We start from the raw sequence: 23,466 nt of genomic DNA, 5'->3' as shown, positions 1-23,466 counted from the left end.
ACTTATTGATATGAATAAAAATATCCGCAATTTTTCAATTATTGCTCATATTGACCATGGTAAATCAACGCTTTCTGATCGTATTATCCAAATTTGTGGTGGACTTTCTGATCGCGAAATGGAAGCTCAAGTTCTAGACTCGATGGATTTGGAACGTGAACGAGGGATTACGATTAAGGCTCAAAGTGTTACTTTAGACTTTCATGCTAAAGATGGCCAAACATATCAGCTGAATTTTATTGATACTCCTGGACATGTTGACTTCTCTTATGAAGTATCACGCTCGTTAGCTGCATGCGAAGGAGCATTATTGGTAGTCGATGCTGGACAAGGTGTTGAAGCGCAAACACTTGCCAATTGTTATACGGCACTCGATATGGATCTAGAAGTCGTGCCAGTACTTAATAAGATCGATTTACCTGCCGCTGAACCTGAACGAGTGGCAGAAGAGATTGAAGACATTGTTGGTATAGATGCTAGCAATGCAGTCAGATGTTCAGCGAAAACCGGTGTTGGAGTAGTTGATGTACTTGAACAACTTGTTCATGATATTCCTGCACCCGAAGGTGATTCCAATGCACCATTACAAGCGCTAATTATTGACTCATGGTTTGATAACTACCTAGGTGTTGTATCACTAATTCGTATTAAAAATGGTGAACTGCGCAAAGGTGAGAAAATCAAAGTTATGAGTACCGGAATGACTTATAATGTTGATCGTTTAGGTATCTTTACACCAAAACAAGTTGATAAAGACTGTTTACATTGCGGTGAAGTAGGTTGGGTGGTTTGTGCTATTAAAGATATCTTAGGTGCACCAGTCGGTGATACCTTAACATCAGCTAGAGCACCTGCTGAGAAAGCATTACCAGGTTTTAAGAAAGTTAAACCACAAGTCTATGCAGGTTTGTTTCCAACTAGCTCAGATGATTACGAAGCATTTCGTGATGCATTAGGTAAATTAAGCCTTAACGATGCTTCACTTTTTTATGAACCAGAAAATTCAGGTGCATTAGGATTTGGTTTCCGTTGTGGTTTCCTTGGCTTGTTGCATATGGAAATCATTCAAGAACGATTAGAGCGCGAATATAACCTTGATCTTATTACAACTGCTCCAACGGTAGTTTATGAGGTTTTAACCACTCAAAATGAAATCATTTATGTTGATAGCCCTGCTAAACTACCGGCCGTAAATAATATTCAAGAACTGCGTGAGCCGATAGCTGAATGTAATATTTTAGTACCACAAACTTACTTAGGTAATGTAATAACATTATGTGCTGAAAAACGTGGTGTACAAGTTAATATGGTTTATCATGGCAATCAAGTTGCTTTAACTTACGAAATACCAATGACCGAAGTTGTGTTGGATTTCTTTGATAAACTTAAGTCGACTTCACGTGGTTATGCTTCCTTAGATTATAGTTTTAAACGTTTCCAAGTTGCTGACATGGTAAGACTTGATGTATTGATTAATGGTGAACGAGTTGATGCATTGGCACTTATCACGCACAAAGATAATGCACCTTACCGTGGACGAGAATTAGTGGAAAAGATGAAAGATCTTATTCCTCGTCAACAGTTTGATATAGCAATTCAAGCGGCAATTGGTAATCATGTAATAGCACGTTCTACAGTAAAACAATTACGCAAAAACGTATTAGCCAAATGTTATGGCGGTGACGTTAGTCGTAAAAAGAAACTTTTACAGAAGCAAAAAGAGGGTAAAAAACGCATGAAGCAAGTAGGTAATGTTGAACTGCCTCAAGAAGCGTTTTTAGCAATTTTGCATGTAGGAAAAGATTAATCAGTTAAAGAGGAAAACAAATGGCTGGAACATTTGCCATCATATTAACACTAGCAACCTTTATTACCGCAATCTTCTGGTTTTTAGAAAAATTTAGATGGAAACCAGCTAGACAACGTAAAGTAGAAGAAGTGCGTAAAGCCCATAATGGTGAGGTTGATGGGCGAATCCTTGCTGAGGTTGGAAAACCAAAAGGTTGGGTAGAAAGCTTAGCATCTTTTTTTCCGGTTTTATTCGTGGTTTTTGTTATTCGTTCATTTATCTATGAACCCTTTCAGATTCCTTCAGGGTCAATGATGCAAACTTTATTAATTGGTGATTTTATTGCTGTAGAAAAATTTTCTTATGGCTTAAAAAATCCAATTAACAATAAAGTACTAATTGCTACAGGAAAACCCCAAAGAGGTGACGTTGCTGTATTTAAGCACCCTAACATACCGCAAATGGATCTAATTAAACGTGTGGTTGGTTTACCTGGTGATAAGATTGTTTATTTGGTTAATGAAAAGAAAATAGTTATTTATCCTGCGTGTCAAACAGCGGATAATAATTGTGTTGGTCAACGATCTGAACCATTAGATTTGCACTATACTCAACCACAACCAAGTAATTGGAAACAAGTACACGAAAAAGATAAATCTAACCCAAGTTTTTATACCTTGGAACAATATAAGGACAAAGGTATTGTTGATTCTCAATCCATGAGAACGTTTGATATAAAAATTCAACAAGAAACCTTGGGTAACAAGTCGCATGATATTTTAACCACGTCAGGAATAGAGGAAGATCCGAGTTATTATTATCATCAAAAAGGTCAACCGGTTGCTACTTGGGTAGTACCACAAGGTAATTACTTTATGATGGGTGACAATCGTGATAATAGTGGTGATAGCCGATATTTTGGTTTTGTTCCCGAAGAAAACTTTGTTGGTCGTGCAACCGCCATTTGGATTAGTTTTGAAAAACAACCTGATGAATGGCCTACAGGAATTCGATTCAGCCGTATCGGTGGGATCCACTAATGTGATAACTATGAAAAATTTGAATCAAATACAACAATCGATTGGTTATCATTTTAATAATACATCTTTACTGCAACTCGCACTGACTCATCGCAGTGCGAATAAAATGCACAATGAGCGGCTAGAGTTTTTAGGTGATTCAATCCTTAGTTTTGTTATTGCTGATGAGCTTTATCATCGATTTAGCAAGCAAGATGAAGGTGATCTTAGCCAAATGAGAGCAAGTTTAGTTTGCGGTCAAACTCTTGCTGAAATGGGTAAAGCGTTTAAATTAGGTGATTATCTTATCTTAGGTCAAGGTGAATTAAAAAGTGGTGGTTATCGCCGTGAGTCGATTATTTCTGATGCCGTGGAAGCTATCATCGGTGCTGTTTATTTAGATAGTAATATTGAAAATATTCGTCAGTTAATTTTAGCTTGGTATACAACACGTTTAAACGAAATTAAACCCGGCATTAAGCAAAAAGATGCTAAAACACGGTTACAGGAATATTTGCAAGGTATTCGACATGAACGACCATGCTATTTAATTCTTGAAGTTACTGGTGATAATCATGAGCAAGAGTTTCTCATTCAATGCAAAATTGACAATGATGATCATCAATATTTAGGACGAGGTTTAAGCCGCCGTAAGGCTGAACAAGCCGCTGCTCAAGAAGCACTAAACCAATTAGGTATAAAATGACAGAATCAAAACAACATTGTGGATTTGTTGCCATCGTCGGGAGACCAAATGTCGGCAAATCAACTTTATTAAATCAACTACTTGGCCAAAAAGTATCAATCACTTCACGCAAGGCACAAACTACACGCCACCGTATTGTAGGTATTGATACTCAAGGTGATGATCAAATTATCTATATTGATACCCCCGGTCTTCATATTGAAGAAAAAAGAGCGATTAACCGTTTAATGAATCGTGCTGCTAGCAGTTCAATTGGTGATGTTGAATTGGTTATCTTTGTTGTTGAAGGCACACACTGGACTGATGATGATGAAATGGTTGCAGGCAAACTTAAAGATTGTAAGGCACCCGTATTACTGGTGATCAATAAAATTGACAATGTTACGGACAAAACCCAGCTGTTGCCTCATATTCAAGAAATCAGCCAAAAGATCAACTTTTTGGATGTTGTGCCTATTAGTGCTGAAAAAGGCGAAGGCGTTGATATCATCAAAGACATTGTAAAAAAACATTTACCTGTTGGTGAACATCATTTCCCAGAAGATTATATTACTGATCGTTCACAACGGTTTATGGCATCAGAAATCATCCGTGAAAAACTAATGCGCTTTTTAGGTGATGAACTACCTTATTCTGTCACGGTTGAAATAGAACAATTTAAAGTCGATGAACGTACTGGCATGTACCGTATCAATGGTTTAATTTTAGTTGAACGTGATGGTCAAAAGAAAATGGTCATTGGTAATAAAGGTGAAAAAATCAAAAAAATTGGTATAGAAGCACGTAAAGATATGCAATTATTTTTTGATAATAAAGTTCATTTAGAATTGTGGGTAAAAGTTAAAGCCGGCTGGGCTGATGATGAGAGAGCTCTTCGAAGCTTAGGCTATAGTGACGATTAATCCAAATTCTTTTGTATAAAAATCAGGCAAGGTTTTGCCTGATGATTACTTTCTAATTTATCAACTTCTGTTCCGGTTTATTTTTCAAAAGTTAATGCTAAACATCTACTCTGGTTTTATATATAATAGCCTTTCACTGACTTGGATTTAGAATTTTAATTTCGGAGCTTTTTTCATGCAGCAGTTTCGTCCTATCCGTCGTGCTCTACTTAGTGTTTCTGATAAAACAGGAATTATTGAATTTGCCAAAGCCTTATCAGAGCGTAATGTAGAACTCCTTTCCACTGGTGGTACCGCCAAACTATTAATTGACAACCATATTCCTGTTACAGAAGTATCTAATTATACTGGTTTTCCTGAAATGATGGATGGTCGAGTTAAAACCTTACATCCTAAAATACATGGTGGTATTTTAGGTCGTCGGGGTGTTGATGATGACATCATGCAACAACACCAGATCGATCCAATTGATATGGTTGTTGTGAACTTATACCCTTTTGCAAAAACTGTTGCTGATCCAAATTGTAGTTTAGAAGATGCGATAGAAAATATCGATATTGGTGGGCCAACCATGGTACGTTCTGCAGCTAAAAATAATAAAGATGTTGCGATTGTGGTTGATTGTCAGGATTATAACACAATCATTGATATGTTGGATAATCAACAAAATTGCCTCTCCTTAAAATATCGTTTTAGTCTAGCAATAAAAGCTTTTGAACATACAGCTCAATATGACGGCATGATTGCTAACTATTTTGGTAAACTTGTCCCACCATATTATGGTGACACTGATAAGCCTGCTGGAGAGTTTCCTCGAACTTTAAATCTGCAGTTTATTAAAAAACAAGATATGCGATATGGTGAAAATGCTCATCAACAAGCTGCGTTTTATGTTGAAGAACAGCTTGAGCAAGCCTCTATTGCAACCGCTAAACAGCTACAAGGTAAAGAATTATCCTATAATAATATTGCCGATACTGATGCTGCATTGGAATGTGTAAAATCCTTTGATGAACCAGCTTGCGTAATTGTTAAACACGCCAACCCATGTGGTATTGCAGTGAGTGATAACATTTTAACTGCATATTTAAATGCTTTTAAAACTGACCCAACCTCTGCATTTGGTGGCATTATTGCTTTTAATCGCCCTTTAGATGCTAAGACCGCCCAAACTATTGTCGATAAACAATTTGTTGAAGTGATTATTGCACCTTCAATTGACCAAGAAGCATTAGCTATCACACAAACTAAAAAGAATGTTCGTGTACTTGAATGTGGTAGTTGGTCGAGTAATTCTACAACTAGTTTAGATTTTAAACGTGTTAATGGTGGGGTTCTTGTACAAGAAAAAGATTTAGGTATGGTTACTAAAGATCAGTTAAAAGTTGTTACCAAACGCCAACCAACTGAAAAAGAACTATCCGATGCGCTATTTTGTTGGAAGGTAGCAAAATTTGTTAAATCTAACGCCATTGTTTATGCCAAAGATAATATGACAATTGGTATTGGTGCAGGACAAATGAGCCGTGTTTATTCAGCGAAAATTGCCGGCATCAAAGCAAAAGATGAAAACCTAGAAGTTGCTGGTTCGGTAGTTGCTTCTGATGCTTTCTTTCCATTTAGAGATGGCGTTGATGCAGCCGCTGCGGTGGGCGTTACTTGCGTTATTCAACCGGGTGGATCGATTCGTGATGATGAAGTGATTCAAGCCGCAAACGAGCATAATATTGCGATGATTTTTACCAATATGCGTCATTTTAGGCATTAATCTTTAAAAGTATTGAAAGGACCTTGTATGAAAGTTTTAGTTATCGGTAATGGTGGGCGTGAACATGCCTTAGCATGGAAAGCAGCACAATCACCATTAGTGACCAAAGTATTTGTTGCGCCGGGTAATGCAGGTACCGCACTTGAAACAAATTTAGAAAACATCAATATAAAAGCAACCGACATTGCCGGACTATTAAATTTTGCACAGGAGCAACAAATAGACTTAACCATAGTCGGACCAGAAGCGCCATTAGTTATCGGCATTGTTGACAGTTTTCAAAAAGCTGGATTGAAAATTTTTGGCCCATCTAAAGCGGCTGCACAGTTAGAGGGATCAAAAGCTTTTACTAAAGACTTCTTAGCTCGTCACAATATCCCAACGGCTGAATACCAAAATTTTACCGAAATTGAGCCTGCTATTGCATATATTCGCCAAAAAGGTGCGCCAATTGTGATAAAAGCCGATGGTTTAGCTGCTGGTAAAGGTGTGATTGTCGCTATGACGCTAAAAGAAGCTGAAGATGCTGTACATGATATGTTAGCGGGTAATGCCTTTGGTGATGCTGGTCATAGAGTAGTCATTGAAGAGTTTCTTGATGGTGAGGAGGCCAGTTTTATTGTTATGGTCGATGGTAAACATATTGAACCAATGGCAACCAGTCAAGATCATAAACGAGTAGGGGATGGTGATACAGGTCTTAATACTGGTGGAATGGGTGCATATTCACCAGCGCCAGTGGTAACTGATGATGTATTTACTAAAGTGATGGAACAAGTCATCTATCCAACAGTTAATGGCATGGCACAGGAAGGTAATGTGTATGTTGGCTTTCTTTATGCCGGTTTAATGATTGATAAACAAGGTAATCCAAAAGTTATTGAATTTAACTGTCGATTTGGTGATCCTGAAACCCAACCAATAATGATGCGAATGCAATCTGATTTGGTTGAACTCTGTTTAGCTGCTGTAGAGGGTAAATTGAACACAGTTAAATCTCAATGGGATCCAAGACCTGCTTTAGGGGTAGTTCTTGCTGCAGGTGGATACCCTGGTGATTACAATACTAAAGATGTCATTTTAGGCTTACCTGCTGAAATAGATCAAGATTGCAAAGTCTTTCATGCTGGAACCAGCTTAGAAAATGGACAAGTATATACTAATGGTGGGCGAGTTCTTTGTGTTACTGCATTAGGTAACACGGTATCTGATGCTCAACAATATGCCTATGGACAACTTAAAAATATCTATTGGCATGGTTGTTACTATCGTCATGATATTGGTTATCGAGCTATTGAACGAGAAAAAAATAGTTAGAAGACTAATCAATAAAAATAGCGCTGTATAGCGCTATTTTTTATCTGTGAATAAGTTAAAAAAATTGAGGAGAGGGGTTTTTTAACCCCCAAATCTCATTATCACTTTTCCAAACATTATTTGGGCCTTTTTATATTTAATTTATTATTGATATTAAATTTTATTATTTACTGTTTTTGACAATATGATGTGGTTTACTGTGAATTAGAACATGATAGATAATAACAAAATGGTAAGATAAATGGGATGTAACAAAATAAAAGGGAAATAATGAAATTGTTTTTTGAAATAGTTTTACAAAATATGAAATAAAAAATTGAATTGTTGAACGCTTCGTAATGACCATGTTTAATGTTGTATTATAATCTTTATTATTGATATAAGCCGCTCGCAAGAAAGGTTGTATTCTCATTCTCCAGTCTAATCATTACTATTATTGGCTTTTTAGTAGGTCATAAAACTAAAAGTTAAGCTCATTTAATTAATTTGTCCCTAATATAGCTTATAAATAATATTATTGCTTATATTGAAGCGAAAAACATAATTAACCCTCACCATGATACTCAATGTTCGTAAAAAAGCTTTTTTTGGCGTTTTCTAACTGATGAATAAAGCCGTTATCACTTTCATTAGTTGATTAAAAATACAGCAAACTCACTGTTTTCCATCTAATAAAAACTTTAGCATAAAAATGTAAAGTTTTGTTAATATTTTTAATATTCTATTAAATATTTGTTTTTTTGTGAAATATTTCTTTTTGCCAAAGAAAATCCATTTTAATAACTCGCTAAAAAATTGACTTTTATAAAATTGATGTAAAAAACATAATTAAAATCATGACATTAACACGGTTTAATTGAAACCGTTTACACAAACAGATAATATATATAGTATATAAATTAAAAAATATTTCTAATTTATCAACGTTAGTTATTAGGTTTTCATAAAGGAATCGAAAACTTGTGTAGTAGCCCAAAAAAGGAGTAGTACGAAATGATTGTAATTTTATAAAACAAATACTATTTTTATAGGCAAGAAAGATGAAGAAAATAAGACTTACTCCCTATCAATCAATTTTTTATTATGAATGGTTAGCAAACCCATCAAGAAGTGATTACAACATTGTATGTGATAATATAATCTCTGGAGAACTCAATCGAAAAAAACTTTTTGAAAGTTTTAAGAATGTGGTTAATGAGCATTTTGTTTTCAGGAGTTTCATTGTAAATCAGGGAGATGGTATTTTCTGGCAAAAAAGAGAATCAATCACAGAAGATAAATTAAAAACATTATTAGTTTATCATGATCACTGCTTAACTAACGAAGATATCAGTAAAATAGTTTCAGAACCCTTTGATTTAGAAAAGGATATTCCTGCAAGACTTCATATTATTCGAGTTGACCATCAACAATATCGAATTATTTTAGTATTTCATCATATTTTAGTTGATGGAGTAAGTACACAAGAGTTTTGGGATAAACTAAGTCAATATTATAACGATATACCTTATGAGCTACCGTCATATGAAGCACAAGCTCAACTGCATGAAAAACTTAATGATTCTTATCATGAAATTCTAACAACGCAAAAACAGCAGATGGAAGATTTTTGGAAAGAAGAGTTACAAGATGTAAAAAATATCGACTTTACTTTCTTAAAGTTAGCAACCGAAAAACCAAAGCAATTAAATCAATTTAAACCTCATATTAGTGAATTTACTTTTAGCTATGATGAAAACATTTATAATCAAGTTAAAGCAATACGACGTAAATATAAGATAACACCTTACTTATTCGGTCAATTAGTAGCGGCGTTGTTATTAAACAAAATGACGTCTCAAAGCGCAATTCCTCTTGTTTATCCAATTGCTTTTAATGAAGGTAAAGAATTAATCTACGGCGCTCATATTAATACATTACCAGTTGTTTACCATTTTGAAGAAAATTCAACTTTAGAATCTGTTATACAAAATATTTTGCTTCATTATAAAAAGGTTAAACAAACTGGCGCTAGATACTTACCAGTTTACGATATTATGCAATTTGCTGAGAATGCTAATATTCTAGATGTGGCGTTTGTGCAAACCTTTGTTCGAGATCATAAAATGAATCTGAATGGGATGATTGATGAAGCTGTTAATCATGAATTTCAAATAGATTTATCTAATAAATTGGTGTTTGAGCAAGAAGAACATAACAACCAAATTAACTATCGCGTTAAATTTAGTGAACAGCAATTTGATAAACAACTGGTTGAACAACTTGTGATGTTCTATCAGAGATTGTTTATAAAATTACTTAACTATTTAAGTAATGATCAAGCCGATATTTTAGTAAATGATATTGAGGTACTGGATGAAGATGAATTAAAAGTTTTAATTCATGATATAAATCAAACTCAACAACCTTATAAAAGAGATAAAATAATTGCTCAATTATTTGAAGAGCAATGTCAAAAAACACCAAACAATACCGCTGTGTTATTTGAACAAATTGAGATGTCCTACTCTGAATTAAACAACAAAGCCAATCAATTTGCTCACTACCTTCAAGATCACTTTTCTATCAAACCAAATGATTTAGTGGGCCTTTATTTAGATCGTACTGAACAAATTATTGTTGCTATTATAGCAGTACTTAAATCTGGAGCCGCCTATGTTCCGATCGATCCAACTGCACCTCCTGAACGTAATAAATATATTTTAGAGGATGCCAATATTCGTGCAGTTATTACACAATCTCATTATGTTGATAAATTGAATGAGTTAATGCCAACTGTTACAAGTGTTCCGGTTGATGATCCATCTTTTATTGCAACCTTACAAAATTATTCAACAGATAATACTGTTATCGAAACTAAACCCAATGATTTAGCTTATGTTATTTATACTAGCGGAACAACGGGAAATCCGAAGGGAACATTAATTGAGCAACACTGTGTTAATCGTTTAGTCCTTGATGCTAATTACGTCGAAGTTGATGAGTCAGATCGCATATTATGTATTGCAGGATATCATTTTGACGCATCAATTTATGAAATATTCATGGCTTTACTCAATGGTGCTGGCGTCGTTATTACCGCTAAAGAAAATCTCTTAGATTTAGATAAGTTTAATCAGTTAATTGAGCAATATGATATTACCAATATCCTAGCTATATCAACATTTTTCAATACGTTAGTTGATGCTCAGTTGCCTAATATAGCAAAATTACGCTATATTCTAGCAGCAGGAGAAGCTTTATCAGCGGTTCACGTAAATAAATGCCTTAAGTTATACCCAAATGTTAACCTCTTGAATGCTTATGGCCCAACAGAAACGACTTGTCTTGCTACAACTTATCTAACTAATCAATGTCAAACAACATTCGTTAACAATGTTCCTATTGGTGTAGCCTTACCAAATACCTCGTTATATGTTTTAAATCCACAACGTCGCCCATTACCTGTTGGCTGTATTGGTGAGCTTTATATTGGCGGTGCAGGAGTCGGTCGTGGTTATCTGAACAATGTTGAGATGACTAATAAAGTGTTCATTAAAAATCCATTTCAAACTGAAGATGAACGAAAACAAAACTATAATGATCGTATTTATAAAACAGGTGATTTAGTCCGTTTGTTACCTGATGGTAATATTGAATATATCGGTCGTAATGACTTCCAAGTAAAAATCCGTGGTTTCCGTATAGAGCTTGGTGAGATCGAAACGCATTTAATGATGCATCCACAGATCAAACAAGCCACGGTATTAGCACTAAATAATCAAGGTGGTTATAAATATTTAGCAGCATATTATGTCGCTGATAATGAACTTGATACAGAAGAATTAGTAGCGTATTTAAACAATGTGTTACCTGAATATATGGTTCCTTCAGCATTTGTTCATTTACTCGCTATGCCTATGACGATAAATGGTAAAACTGATCAAAGAGCATTACCAAAACCAACCTTAATGACCCAAACTAGCTATGTTGCACCTAGCTCAACCACTGAGCATTCAATTGTAGAGGCAATCGCCAGTTTATTAGGATTTGAAGAGAGTGCTATCAGTGTCACAGATGATTTCTTCCGTTTAGGTGGTAATAGTATTTTAGCTATCAAATTATCAAGTAAGTTGACTCGAGAATTTGATCGTTCTATTCGAGTGGCTGATATTTTTACTTTACGTACCACACAAAAAATAGCTCAATTCATTGATAAGAACCAAGAAAAAAGACAGATAATTAATGTCATACCTGTTGAACATATTGAGCAACAATTATTATCTTTTGCGCAAGAACGTCTATGGTTTATCGATTCTTATGAAGGTGGTAGTAATGCTTACAATGTTCCATTGGCATTTAAACTAACAAGCACGACAGATATTAATCTACTTGAAAAAGCAATATACGCAATTATCGAACGACACGAAGTTTTACGTTCTTTAATTAAAACGAATGCACAAGGTATTGGCTATCAGCAAGTTATTGATTTACAAAAATTCCCATGGAAGATTAATAAACAAAACTGTTCAAACAAAGCAGAACTTGAAGCGACAATTTATGAGGATCTGCATAGAATATTTAATTTATCCGAAGAATTACCGATTTATGTTTGCTGTTATCAATTTGCTGGTGAAAGTTATTTAAGCATTGTCATTCATCATATTGCATTTGATGGTTGGTCAACAGATGTCTTTTTAGACGAGTTAGTTAATCTTTATCATTATGTTACGGCTTTATCTCAAGGAGATAACCAATACGCTGAAACATTACGCTTACCGGCAGTCGAAGTTCAATATAAAGATTTCGCTTTATGGCAACGTGATCTTTTAAAAGGTGATTTTTTAAATAATCAATTAAATTTCTGGAAAAGACAGTTAGAAGATTTTGAACAACTTAATCTGCCTACTGATTACCCGCGTCCACGTGAGATTGATTACACTGGTCATGATATTCCTTTTGAACTTAATGAACAAATAAGTCAACAAATCCGTTCATTAGCTAATGAACTTAATGTGAGTGTCTATTCGGTATTGTTGAGTGGTTTCTATCTATTATTAGGTACTTTTAGCAATCAGAAAGATGTAGTTGTTGGTTCTCCAATTGCGGGTAGAAATTATTCAGGTATTGAAAATACTATAGGCTTTTTTGTTAATACTATCGCACTACGTAAATGTATTGATCCGAAAGACAGTTTAAAATCATTCATTTTACAAACCAGTGAGTTAGTCACCCAAGCTCAACAATATCAAGATTTGCCATTTGAACGATTAGTTGATGCATTAGCTATTGAAAAAGATTCTTCACGGCATCCAATATTCCAAGTAATGTTTGGTGTACAATCATTTGGGTCAGCGATACATAATGGTAAAATTGAAGAGCTATTAAGTTTATATCAAAGTGAAATTGTTAATTATCAATCTGCTAAGTTTGATATGACGGTAATGCTTGATGACTCTAAATCAGCTATTACTGGTCTATTTAATTATGCTTGCAAACTCTATCGCCAAGAAACAATTGAGCACTACATCACTATTTATCAAACTATTTTAGAACAGTTTGCTCAAATGTGTCAGTTAGAACAACCGTTAACTGAAATGCGGTTAGTTGATGCGGCTACTTTCGATAGATTGGTCTTTGATAAAAATAAACCGTTTCAACCTTATGCAAGGGACAAGTCTATTGCAGAATTGTTTGAAGAAAAAGCTCAGCAAATACCTGATAATATTGCAGTCATTTTCCAAAACAATGAACTGACTTATCAACAAATTAATGAGCAATCCAATCAGCTAGCGCGTTACCTTAAAAAGCATTTTGATATAAAACCTAACGATTTGATTGGTCTTTATCTCGATCGTTCACAATATATCTTGATCTGCTTCTTAGCTATTTTGAAGGCTGGTGGCGCCTATGTTCCATTGGATCCTAATGCGCCAGATACACGTAACGAATTCATAATGCAAGATGCGCAAGTTAAAGCAGTTCTTACAACCGAAAATCATTGTAATAAATTAACTGGTTTAGCCTCTAATTTATCCATAGTAGCTGTTGATCAAGCTGATTTTGTTGACAATCTACAACATTATGCGAAAGATAATCTTTTGATTAAAGTGAAACCGCATGATTTAGCTTATGTTATCTATACGAGTGGAACAACCGGAAATCCAAAAGGAACACTCATAGAGCATAGAAATCTTAATAACTATATTGTTAATGCTAATTATGTCAAAATCAATTCTGACGATCGTTTACTAAGTATCTCAGGTTATCAATTTGACGGTTCTGTTTATGATTTTTACACACCTTTACTTAATGGTGTACCGTTAGTTATTATTGAAAAAGAGACATTTTTAGATTTAGAACAGTTTAATGAGTTAATTGCCGATAAAAAAATTACTAATTTCTTCTGTACAACCACCTTTTTCAATGCGTTAATCGATAATGAAGTTGCTAATTTAAAATTATTAAATTACATACTTGTCGGTGGTGAAGCTTTATCGGCACATCATATTAATAAATGCCATCAACTTTATCCGCATGTCAAAGTGGTTAATGGTTATGGTCCAACCGAAACCACTGTATTTGCTGTTACTTATTTAACTAATTTAGCTCAAGAACCATTTATTTACAGTGTTCCTATCGGTAAAGCGTTGACAAATACTTCATTGTATATTTTAGATGAACAACTTCGTCCTGTACCTGAAGGGGCAATTGGTGAACTTTATATTGGAGGGGAAGGTGTTGGTCGTGGTTATTTACATAAACCAGAACTGACAAATAAAGTATTTATTCAAAACCCATTCCAGACTGTTGTTGAAAAGGCACAAAATTATAATGCGCGAATCTATAAAACAGGTGATTTAGTTCGTTATTTAGCTGACGGCAATGTTGATTATATTGGTCGTAATGATTTCCAAGTTAAAATTCGTGGATTCAGAATTGAACTTGCAGAAATTGAAGCTTGTTTAATTAGTCATCCTGATATTCAACAAGCTGCTGTACTAGCTTTGAAAAATAGTGCTGGAGCTAAATATATTGCAGCTTATTATGTGGCTAAACAACCATTGACTCAAGATCAACTAATTGATTATTTACAGAAGTCTCTTCCTGAATATATGATCCCAGCTGCGTTTGTTTATCTTGATGCTATGCCAATGAATATGAATGGTAAATTGGATCGTAAAGCGTTACCAACACCACAGCTTCTTGATGAGCAAAACTACGTTGGTCCAACAAATGAAACTGAAGCTATTTTTTGTCAAACCTTTGCCAATATACTTGGTTTACAAGCCAATGAAATCAGTATTCATGATGACTTCTTTAAACTCGGTGCGGACAGTATTAGCAGTATCCAGCTTACCAACCGAATTAAACAGGCTCTTAATTATTATCTATCCATTAAAGATATTTTTAATTTAAGAACGGTAGAAGCTTTAAGTAACCATGTGATTAATAATCGCCATGAATCAAAAGCCAATGTGGAAACCGAACAAGGAATTTTAACTGGAACTCTTGAACTTTCACCTATTCAACAGTGGTTCTTTAAAGAAGTTGAAGTTGGCCGATTCCAAGACTATCACCATTGGAATCAAGCCTTTTTGCTTAAAGTTCCAATGCTAAACGTTGATTTACTCAAACTAAGTGTCCAAAAATTGCTTGAATATCATGATATGTTACGGGTTAATTATCATGATTCAGCCGCAACATATCAATCATTGCCTGATCTGTTGCCATTTTCTACTCAAAATATATCTGGTTGGTCACAAGATAAGATTCAACAATTATTGACTGATTGGCAAAGCCATTTTACCTTTAATCAAGGGGCGTTATGTCATTTTGGTTATTTAACTGGTTTTGATGATAATTCTGCTCGTATTCATGTCGCTGCACATCATTTAAATATTGATGTAGTAAGTTGGCGTATCATTAAAGATGACCTAGAAGCTATTTATCAATATTTAAGCCAACAATCATCCGTTGATGCCAATATCAATGTTAAAGATATTCTTGGTGAAAAAGGTAGTAGTTATCGTCAATGGGTCAATAAACAACAGCAGTATTCAACGCTAATTGCCAATGAGCAAGAATCTGCTTATTGGCAAACTATATTGGCTGATATTAATCAGTATCATAATCACCTTGATCAACATCGTGTTGATACGCTATATCAAGCTAAAATGCAGCTATCTAAGACGCAAACATCTCGTTTACTTAGCCAAGTTAATAAGGTATATGGCACAGAAATTAACGATATTTTATTAACAGCGCTCGCGCAAGCGTTAAAATTGGTATTCAGTGGTAATGATCACTATATTTTATTAGAAGGTCATGGACGAGAAGATCTCTACAGTGAAATTGATATTAATAACACGGTTGGTTGGTTTACCAGTATGTATCCAGTTAAACTAATGGTAAATAACCAGAATGTTATTAATAATGTTGCCATGATTAAAGATACCTTAAGACAAATACCTAACCATGGTGTAGGTTACGGTTATTTGGTGGGGTATATTAAACAAGCTTTACCAGCGATTAGTTTTAACTATTTAGGCCAATTTGATAGTACTGAAAAAGCTAATAAATGGCGATTTAGCGATGAAGATAGTGGTTTAGAAATGTCTCCAAATAATCGCATGACTGACTTTTTATCCGTTAATGGCGGTATTTTGGATGATCAATTACAATTTGCTATTACAGGATACGTCAATAATGTACATGGTGAAGCTTTAGTTACGGCATTTACTCAGCAGCTTAATGAGCTCATTGATCAACTAGTACTGATTGAACGAAGCTATTTGACACAATCTGATATTAATAACGTGATCTCTCCAACACTGCTTAATTCATTACAAAGCGATAAAGAAATAGAGGCAATTTATCCTGCAAATAGTTTACAGCAAGGGTTTATCTATCATGCTGTTTCGCAGGGAGATTCGGATAATGCTTATCGAATTCAGATGATTTGGGATTATCACAATTCACTAGATATCAATTTGCTTAAACAAGCATGGCATCTTACACAGCAAAAATTTCCATCATTACGATTACGTTTCTCATGGGTGGAAGAGCTGGTACAGATTATTGATAAACAATCTGATTTTGCTTGGCAATTTGTTGATCTTAGCAATCAAACTCAAGAGCAACAACAAGTCAGTATCAATCAATTGATTAAACAAGATGAACAAATCGGTTATGATTTAATGAAAGGCCAACTATTTAGAGTGACTTTAGTTAAATGTTCTGATGAGTATTATCGATGTTTATTTAATAATCATCATGCTATTTTAGACGGTTGGAGTTTACCTATCTTACTTAATGATGTACATCAAAATTATCTATCTTTATTACATCAAAAAGAGGTTATTATCCAAGAAGATAGTAGCTATTTAGCTGCACAATCTTACTTACAAAGTAAAACCAATGAGACGGCATCATTCTGGAAACAATACCTTAATGTCGAACTTGAACCTGAAAATCTAGAGAGCTTACTTAAAGCGGATTTAGGGCATATTAATTTATCTGACCATAAATATGTTGAAGATCCACAAGAAATTTCGATAGAGATTGGTTCCCAACAATGTGAAGAATTAAAATCTTTATGTAAAAACAATGAGTTTACATTAAATGCTTTGGTTCAATATTGCTGGCATCAACAATTAAGCATTTTTGGTAATAGCAACACTACCGTTGTTGGTATGACGTTATCAGGTCGTAATTTACCGATTGACGGTATAGAAAACTCTATCGGACTTTATATTAATACATTACCTGTAATTTTAGAGCATACTGATGGTAGCGTCATTGAAACTATCAAAATGTTACAATCACATATTAATAATGTGAATAATAACAGTAATATCAATCTGATTGAATTACAAAAATCTGGTACACGTTTATTTAACTCATTATTCGTATTTGAAAATTATCCATTATCAGAAAGCGAACAAGATGAATTAAAAATTGTGTTTCAAGGTGGTCATGAAAAACTTGATTATCCTCTCGGAATTGTGGTCTTCGAGAGTGCAGGTAAGTTATCGATTAAAATCAAATATGCTGGAGAACTCTTTAATGACACAGCTATAAAACGTGTATTGAAAGGAATAGAATTAACCTTAACACATTTAGCTAAAAATCCAGCTATAGAGGCATCTAAGCTTAACTTATTAACTGAGCAAGAGTATGACCAATTAATCGTTAACCAACAAAAAAATATCTTTCCATTTGAAAATCATAAACTGGCGAGCCGATTGTTTGAAGAGCAAGTTCAGAAAACACCTGACTCTATTGCAGTTGTTTATGAAGGGATAACATTAACCTATCAAAGTTTGAATGAACAAGCGAATCAACTGGCAAATTATTTACGATCTCAATTATCAATTCAACCTGATGATTTAATTGCGTTATATTTAGATAAATCGCAATATATGATAGTAAGTATTTTAGCTGTGCTGAAAGCAGGCGCTGCTTATGTGCCGATTAGTCCAAGTACGCCAGCAGAACGAGTAGAGTTAATTCTTAATGATACTAAAGCGAAAGGAGTGTTAACTCACGCTCATTATGCTAAAGAATTAATTCAATTAAAAACGGAACTGCAACCAGAAGTTATTGCTGTTGATGATCCATCAATGAATAACAAATTTTCACAGTTTGATAAGCACAATCTGGTTACATCAACACAAGCCCATCATTTGGCCTATGTGATTTATACGAGTGGTACCACTGGACTACCAAAAGGGGTAATGATCGAACACCATGGAATAGCTAATTTAGCAACAGTTCAGCAAGACATTTTAGATCTACAACCATGTCATCATGAACAAGAACAAAAAAATGTTCTGTGGTATTCAAATTATATTTTTGATGCGCATGCTTTCGAAATATATAACGCCTTACTTAATGGTCATCAGTTGCACATTCTGTCAGAAGATAAACGTTTAGACTTTATAGCATTATCAAAATATACCCAAGATCAACATATTGATTTTGCCTTTATTCCACCAGCTTTACTCGATCAAGATGAACTGCTTTCTGTTCCTGTTTTGACCGTGGGTGGTGAAGCAGTTAATGCTAAATTAGTTAATCTTTACTGCCAGCAGGGTATCAAGTTAATTAATGTTTATGGACCAAGTGAAACGACTGTTTGGGCTATGGCTCATCGTTATAATAAAGATGACTTAAATACAGATTTGGGAACAGCCATTAAAAACGTGACTTTATATGTTCTTGATGAATATTTGCGTCCTGTGCCTCCTGGTGTCATTGGTGAATTATATATCGGTGGTGCTGGTGTTGGTCGTGGTTATCTAAATAACCCTGAATTAACAAATCAGACATTTATCGCAAATCCATTCCAAACCAGTGAGGAAGAAGCGCAAAATTATAATGCTCGAATCTATAAAACTGGCGATCTGGTTCGTTATTTGCCAAACGGTCATATTGAATATATTGGTCGTAATGATTTTCAGGTTAAAATTCGTGGTTTCAGAATTGAATTAGGTGAGATTGAAACGCGATTAATCAGTCATCCTCAAATTAAGCAGGTACTTGTTGTGGCACTGACTAATAACCAAGGTAATAAATATCTTGCTGCTTATTATGTATCTGATACAGCTATAGATCAGACTGAATTAACCAGCTATTTAGAAAAAACATTACCTGAATATATGGTTCCTGCGGCCTTTGTACACCTAACGATTATGCCTGTTAATGTGAATGGTAAAATTGATCGTAAAGCATTGCCAAAACCTAACTTTGTTATGCAAGAAAGTTATGTTGCTCCTAGTACAGTGACTGAACAACAGTTAGTTGCTGATATTGCTGAATTATTAGATATGGATATCGACTCAATTAGTGTGGTCGATGACTTCTTCAGATTAGGTGGTAACAGTATTTTAGCTATTAAGCTGTCAAGTAGAATAGCCAAAACTTTTGAACGTGATGTGCGTGTAGGTGATATTTTTACATATCGTACCATTAAGGAAATTGCGAAATTTATTGACAGTAATCATCAAAAACGTCAATCAATTACCATACAAAAGGTGGCTAATGAACAAGAACAGAGATTATCCTTTGCGCAGGAACGCTTATGGTTCATCGATTGTTATGAAGGAGGTAGCAACGCATACAATATACCACTAGTATTTAAACTTCTGCCAGAGACTAATATCTCGTTTGTTGAGCAAGCTTTACACGAAATTGTTCAGCGTCATGAAGTATTGCGTTCATTAATTAAAAATACAGCAGATGGTGTTGCCTACCAACAAGTGATAAGTTTGCAACAGCAACCGTTGGTAATCGAAAATCATTATTGTGATAGCCAAGCTGAATTAGATAAAGCGATTCATAATCATATATACAAAGTAATAATGTTATCTCATGAGTTACCGATTTCGATTTGTCGCTATCAATTAGCTCAAGAGTATTATATGAGTATTGTGATCCACCATATTGCATTTGATGGTTGGTCAATTGATCTGTTCATTAATGAGTTCAGACAGTTATATCAATACTATGAGGTTTTATCTTTAGGTGATAGTAATCAAACGGTAACACTTAACTTACCACCTGTCGACGTGCAATATAAAGACTTTGCTTTATGGCAGCGGCAGTATTTGCAAGGTGATATTTTGAATCAGCAATTGCAGTTCTGGCAAGATCAACTAGCTGATTTTGAACCGCTTAATTTGCCGACTGACTATGTTCGTCCACAACAAATTGATTATACAGGTCAAAATGTTATGTTTGAGCTTGATTATGATGTCAGCCAACAAATACGTTCATTGGCAAAAGAACTCAATGTTAGTGTTTATTCTGTACTACTCAGTGGTTTCTATTTACTACTTAGTTCATTCAGTAATCAAAAAGATATTGTCATTGGTTCACCAATTGCAGGAAGAAATTATCAGGGTACAGAAAATACCATTGGCTTCTTTGTTAATACATTAGCATTAAGAAAATGTATTGAACCAAGCGACAGTATAAAAACGTTCATTTTGCAGACTAGTGAATTAATTACACAAGCTCAACAATATCAAGATCTACCATTTGAGCGCTTAGTGGATGCGTTATCTATTGAAAAAGATACTTCGCGACATCCTATTTTCCAAGTAATGTTTGGCGTACAGTCATTTGGTGAAGATGGGAAAGAGGGTAATTTATTGCAGCGTTATAATAATGACAATGCAAGTTATCAAGCTGCTAAGTTTGATATGACCGTGATGCTTGATGATTCTAAACCAGCGATAACTGGCTTATTCAACTATGCGACTAAACTCTATAAGCCGCAGACTATTGAACACTATATCACTATTTATGAATCAATCTTGCAGCAATTTACAAAGATGTATCAACAGCAACAAGTTCTGTCAGATTTACGTTTAATTGATAACTCAACTTATCAAAAAGTGATCTTTGATTGGAATAAGACGCGTTGCGATTATCCAACAGATGTGACAATGCATCAATTGTTTGAAAGACAAGTATTAAAAACACCAAATAATCTAGCTTTAGTTTATGAAAATGATCGCTTGACCTATCAAGAACTTAATGAACAAGCTAATCAGCTAGCACATTATTTGCGTGAAAACTTTGATATTCAGCCTGATGATTTGGTGGCAATCTGTCTTGAACGTTGTAAATACATGTTAGTAAGTATCTTAGCTATCTTGAAGGCAGGAGGAGCTTATGTACCAATGGATCCTAATATGCCAGAAGATCGTCTCAGTTATATGATCGAAGATACAAAAGCTAAGGTTGTATTAACTACTAACTTAAGTTATGAAAAAATCAATTCGTTAGTTTCTAAGGATCAAGTTGCATTGAACTTGCAATCCTCACAAACTATTGATTGCTTAAGTAAATATCCAACAACTAACCCAACACCATTAGCTCAGCCTAAAAACTTAGCTTATGTGATTTATACCAGTGGTACGACCGGTATGCCAAAAGGTGTAATGTTAGAGCATCAAGGCGCGGTTAACCGTATTATTTGGATGAATAACGAATATCCGATTACTGAAAAGGATCATATTTTACAAAAAACGAATTATACCTTTGATGTCTCGGTGTGGGAGCTATTTTGGGCGAATTGGTATGGTGCTTGTATTGTCTTTGCTCATTCAGAACTTTATAAAGATAATGTCTATCTTGCAGAGTTGATTGAAGCTGAACAAATCACCGTATTACATTTTGTGCCATCTATGTTAGTTGCATTTGTGGAAACATTAGAAGCACAACCTAATTTGGTTCCAAAAGTTCAGGGATTAAAATATCTGTTCTGTAGTGGTGAAGCACTTAACCTTTATGAAGTGAAAAAATGTCAAGTGTTGATGCCAAACTGTGAGATACACAATCTTTATGGACCAACAGAAGCAACCATTGATGTACTTTATTATGATTGTAATAATCCGAATATTTCACAAGTATTAATTGGTAAACCTGTTGCTAATACTTCAGCTTATGTTCTTAATGAATTATTACAACCAGTACCTATTGGCGGAATAGGTGAGTTGTATGTCGGTGGTGATAATGTTGCTAGAGGTTATCTAAATAACATTCCATTATCGAATGAACGTTTTATTGTTAATCCGTTCCAAACAGAAGCAGAAAAAGCGCAAGATTACAATGGTCGAATTTATAAAACTGGCGATCTTGTTCGTTCTTTAGCTGATGGTAATATTGAGTATTTAGGTCGTAATGACTTCCAAGTTAAAATTCGTGGATTCAGAATAGAACTTGGTGAAATTGAAGCTCGATTAACCCAATTTAATGGAATCAAACATAGTATCGTTATCGCTTATGAACAGGCTTCGGGCAGCAAGTATTTGGTTGCTTATTATCTTGCTAATGAGGAGATTGATAGCCAATTATTACAAGCTCATTTAAGTGAAACTTTACCAGGATATATGATTCCATCAGCATTTATATATTTAACTGAATTACCAATTACCTCAAATGGTAAGTTAAATCGTCGAGCGCTACCAAAACCAGAGCTTACCGATAAGGTTGAGTATGTCGCGCCAGAAAATGATGCTGAAAGAACATTATGTGAAGTCGTTGCTAATATCCTTAAAATTCCTGCTGAAGAAATTAGTATGCAAGATAGTTTCTTCCGATTAGGTGGTAATAGTATCTTAGCTATGATGCTTAATAACCGAATTAATGATGCATTTAAAGTTAAAATGCGTTTAGTTGATATTTTAAGCGTTAATACAATTCGGGAGTTAGCGAAAAAAATCTCAACGACTCAACAGCAGTTTAATCCTATTGTGGAATTAAGAACAAATCATGAAAAACCACAAATTTTCATGATCCACCCAGGATTAAGCGGTTGTGATGTTTATCAATCATTAGCGAATAAGTTATCCTCAAAATACAGCTGTTTTGGTGTAGATTCTTACAATTTATATCATGACAAACCTATCGAGGATCTCAATGTATTAGCGCAATATTATCTGGATCATATCAGTAAAGTTGCAACAAAAGATCTGCCAATAAAATTATTTGGTTGGTCTTTAGGTGGCAACATTGCGTTACAAATCGCAGTACTACTTGAACAGCAAGGAATCGAAAATATTGAAGTTTATCTATTGGATTCTTGGCTATTAAAAGAGCGGGATTTAGATCAATATAAGCATCCAGTTAACATTACTCGTGCTATGGATCGATTAAATATACCTGCACATGTACGCGGTGAAATTGAGAATTTTGCAAAAATTGATAACAAGCTCGTTGTACAGCCATTATCTGCTCAATTGAAACAGACTCAAGTAGTGTTGTTTAAAGCTACACAGATTGAACAAGGTGGAGATATAGCTGAAAAATATGTATTAAATAATATTGATACTTATTTAGAAGATAATTCTCAATTAAAATTGGTTAAGTTAGATTGTGGTCACTACACAATTTTATCTCATGAACAAGAGATCTTAGCTCAGATTTTATAACCTTAATGTTAATTATCCCCTTAAAAAATCTTATTTTAAGGG

Annotated in this window: 7 protein-coding genes; all 7 read left to right on the top strand. The window is 34.5% G+C overall.

All coding sequences use genetic code 11. From position 1 onward, the window contains the following. Positions 1-10 precede the first annotated feature (10 nt). The 7 genes from lepA to H3T54_RS02545 all read left to right on the top strand — a co-directional run bounded on the left by lepA (position 11) and on the right by H3T54_RS02545 (position 23,424). On the top strand, positions 11-1,807 hold the full coding sequence (gene lepA, locus H3T54_RS02575) for a translation elongation factor 4 (RefSeq protein ID WP_065578602.1): 1,797 nt from the start codon (positions 11-13) through the stop codon (positions 1,805-1,807). A gap of 20 nt (positions 1,808-1,827) precedes the next feature. Next, entirely contained in the window at positions 1,828-2,829 is a 1,002-nt protein-coding gene (lepB, locus tag H3T54_RS02570; protein WP_110447323.1) for a signal peptidase I, read from the top strand. 10 nt (positions 2,830-2,839) lie between these two features. Next, positions 2,840-3,514, top strand: coding sequence for a ribonuclease III (gene rnc / locus H3T54_RS02565; protein WP_232351486.1), 675 nt, complete (start codon positions 2,840-2,842; stop codon positions 3,512-3,514). Further along, complete coding sequence (gene era, locus H3T54_RS02560; RefSeq protein WP_110447324.1) at positions 3,511-4,416, top strand: GTPase Era; 906 nt, start codon at positions 3,511-3,513, stop codon at positions 4,414-4,416. Before rnc ends, era begins: the two co-directional genes overlap by 4 nt. A gap of 175 nt (positions 4,417-4,591) precedes the next feature. Then, entirely contained in the window at positions 4,592-6,184 is a 1,593-nt protein-coding gene (purH, locus tag H3T54_RS02555; RefSeq protein WP_198220761.1) for a bifunctional phosphoribosylaminoimidazolecarboxamide formyltransferase/IMP cyclohydrolase, read from the top strand. Positions 6,185-6,211: 27 nt separating this feature from the next. Next, positions 6,212-7,501: a phosphoribosylamine--glycine ligase gene (purD, locus tag H3T54_RS02550; protein ID WP_198220759.1), complete on the top strand. Its 1,290-nt coding sequence runs from the start codon at positions 6,212-6,214 to the stop codon at positions 7,499-7,501. Between the two features lie 1,040 nt (positions 7,502-8,541). Then, on the top strand, positions 8,542-23,424 hold the full coding sequence (locus H3T54_RS02545; protein WP_198220757.1) for a non-ribosomal peptide synthetase: 14,883 nt from the start codon (positions 8,542-8,544) through the stop codon (positions 23,422-23,424). The last annotated feature ends 42 nt before the right edge of the window (positions 23,425-23,466 follow it).

Source organism: Gilliamella sp. B14384G10, assembly GCF_016101685.1.
Classification (GTDB): Bacteria; Pseudomonadota; Gammaproteobacteria; order Enterobacterales; family Orbaceae; genus Gilliamella; species Gilliamella apis_A.
The sequence above is the reverse complement of the archived record's forward strand: the minus strand, read 5'-3'. Positions and strand labels throughout refer to the sequence as shown.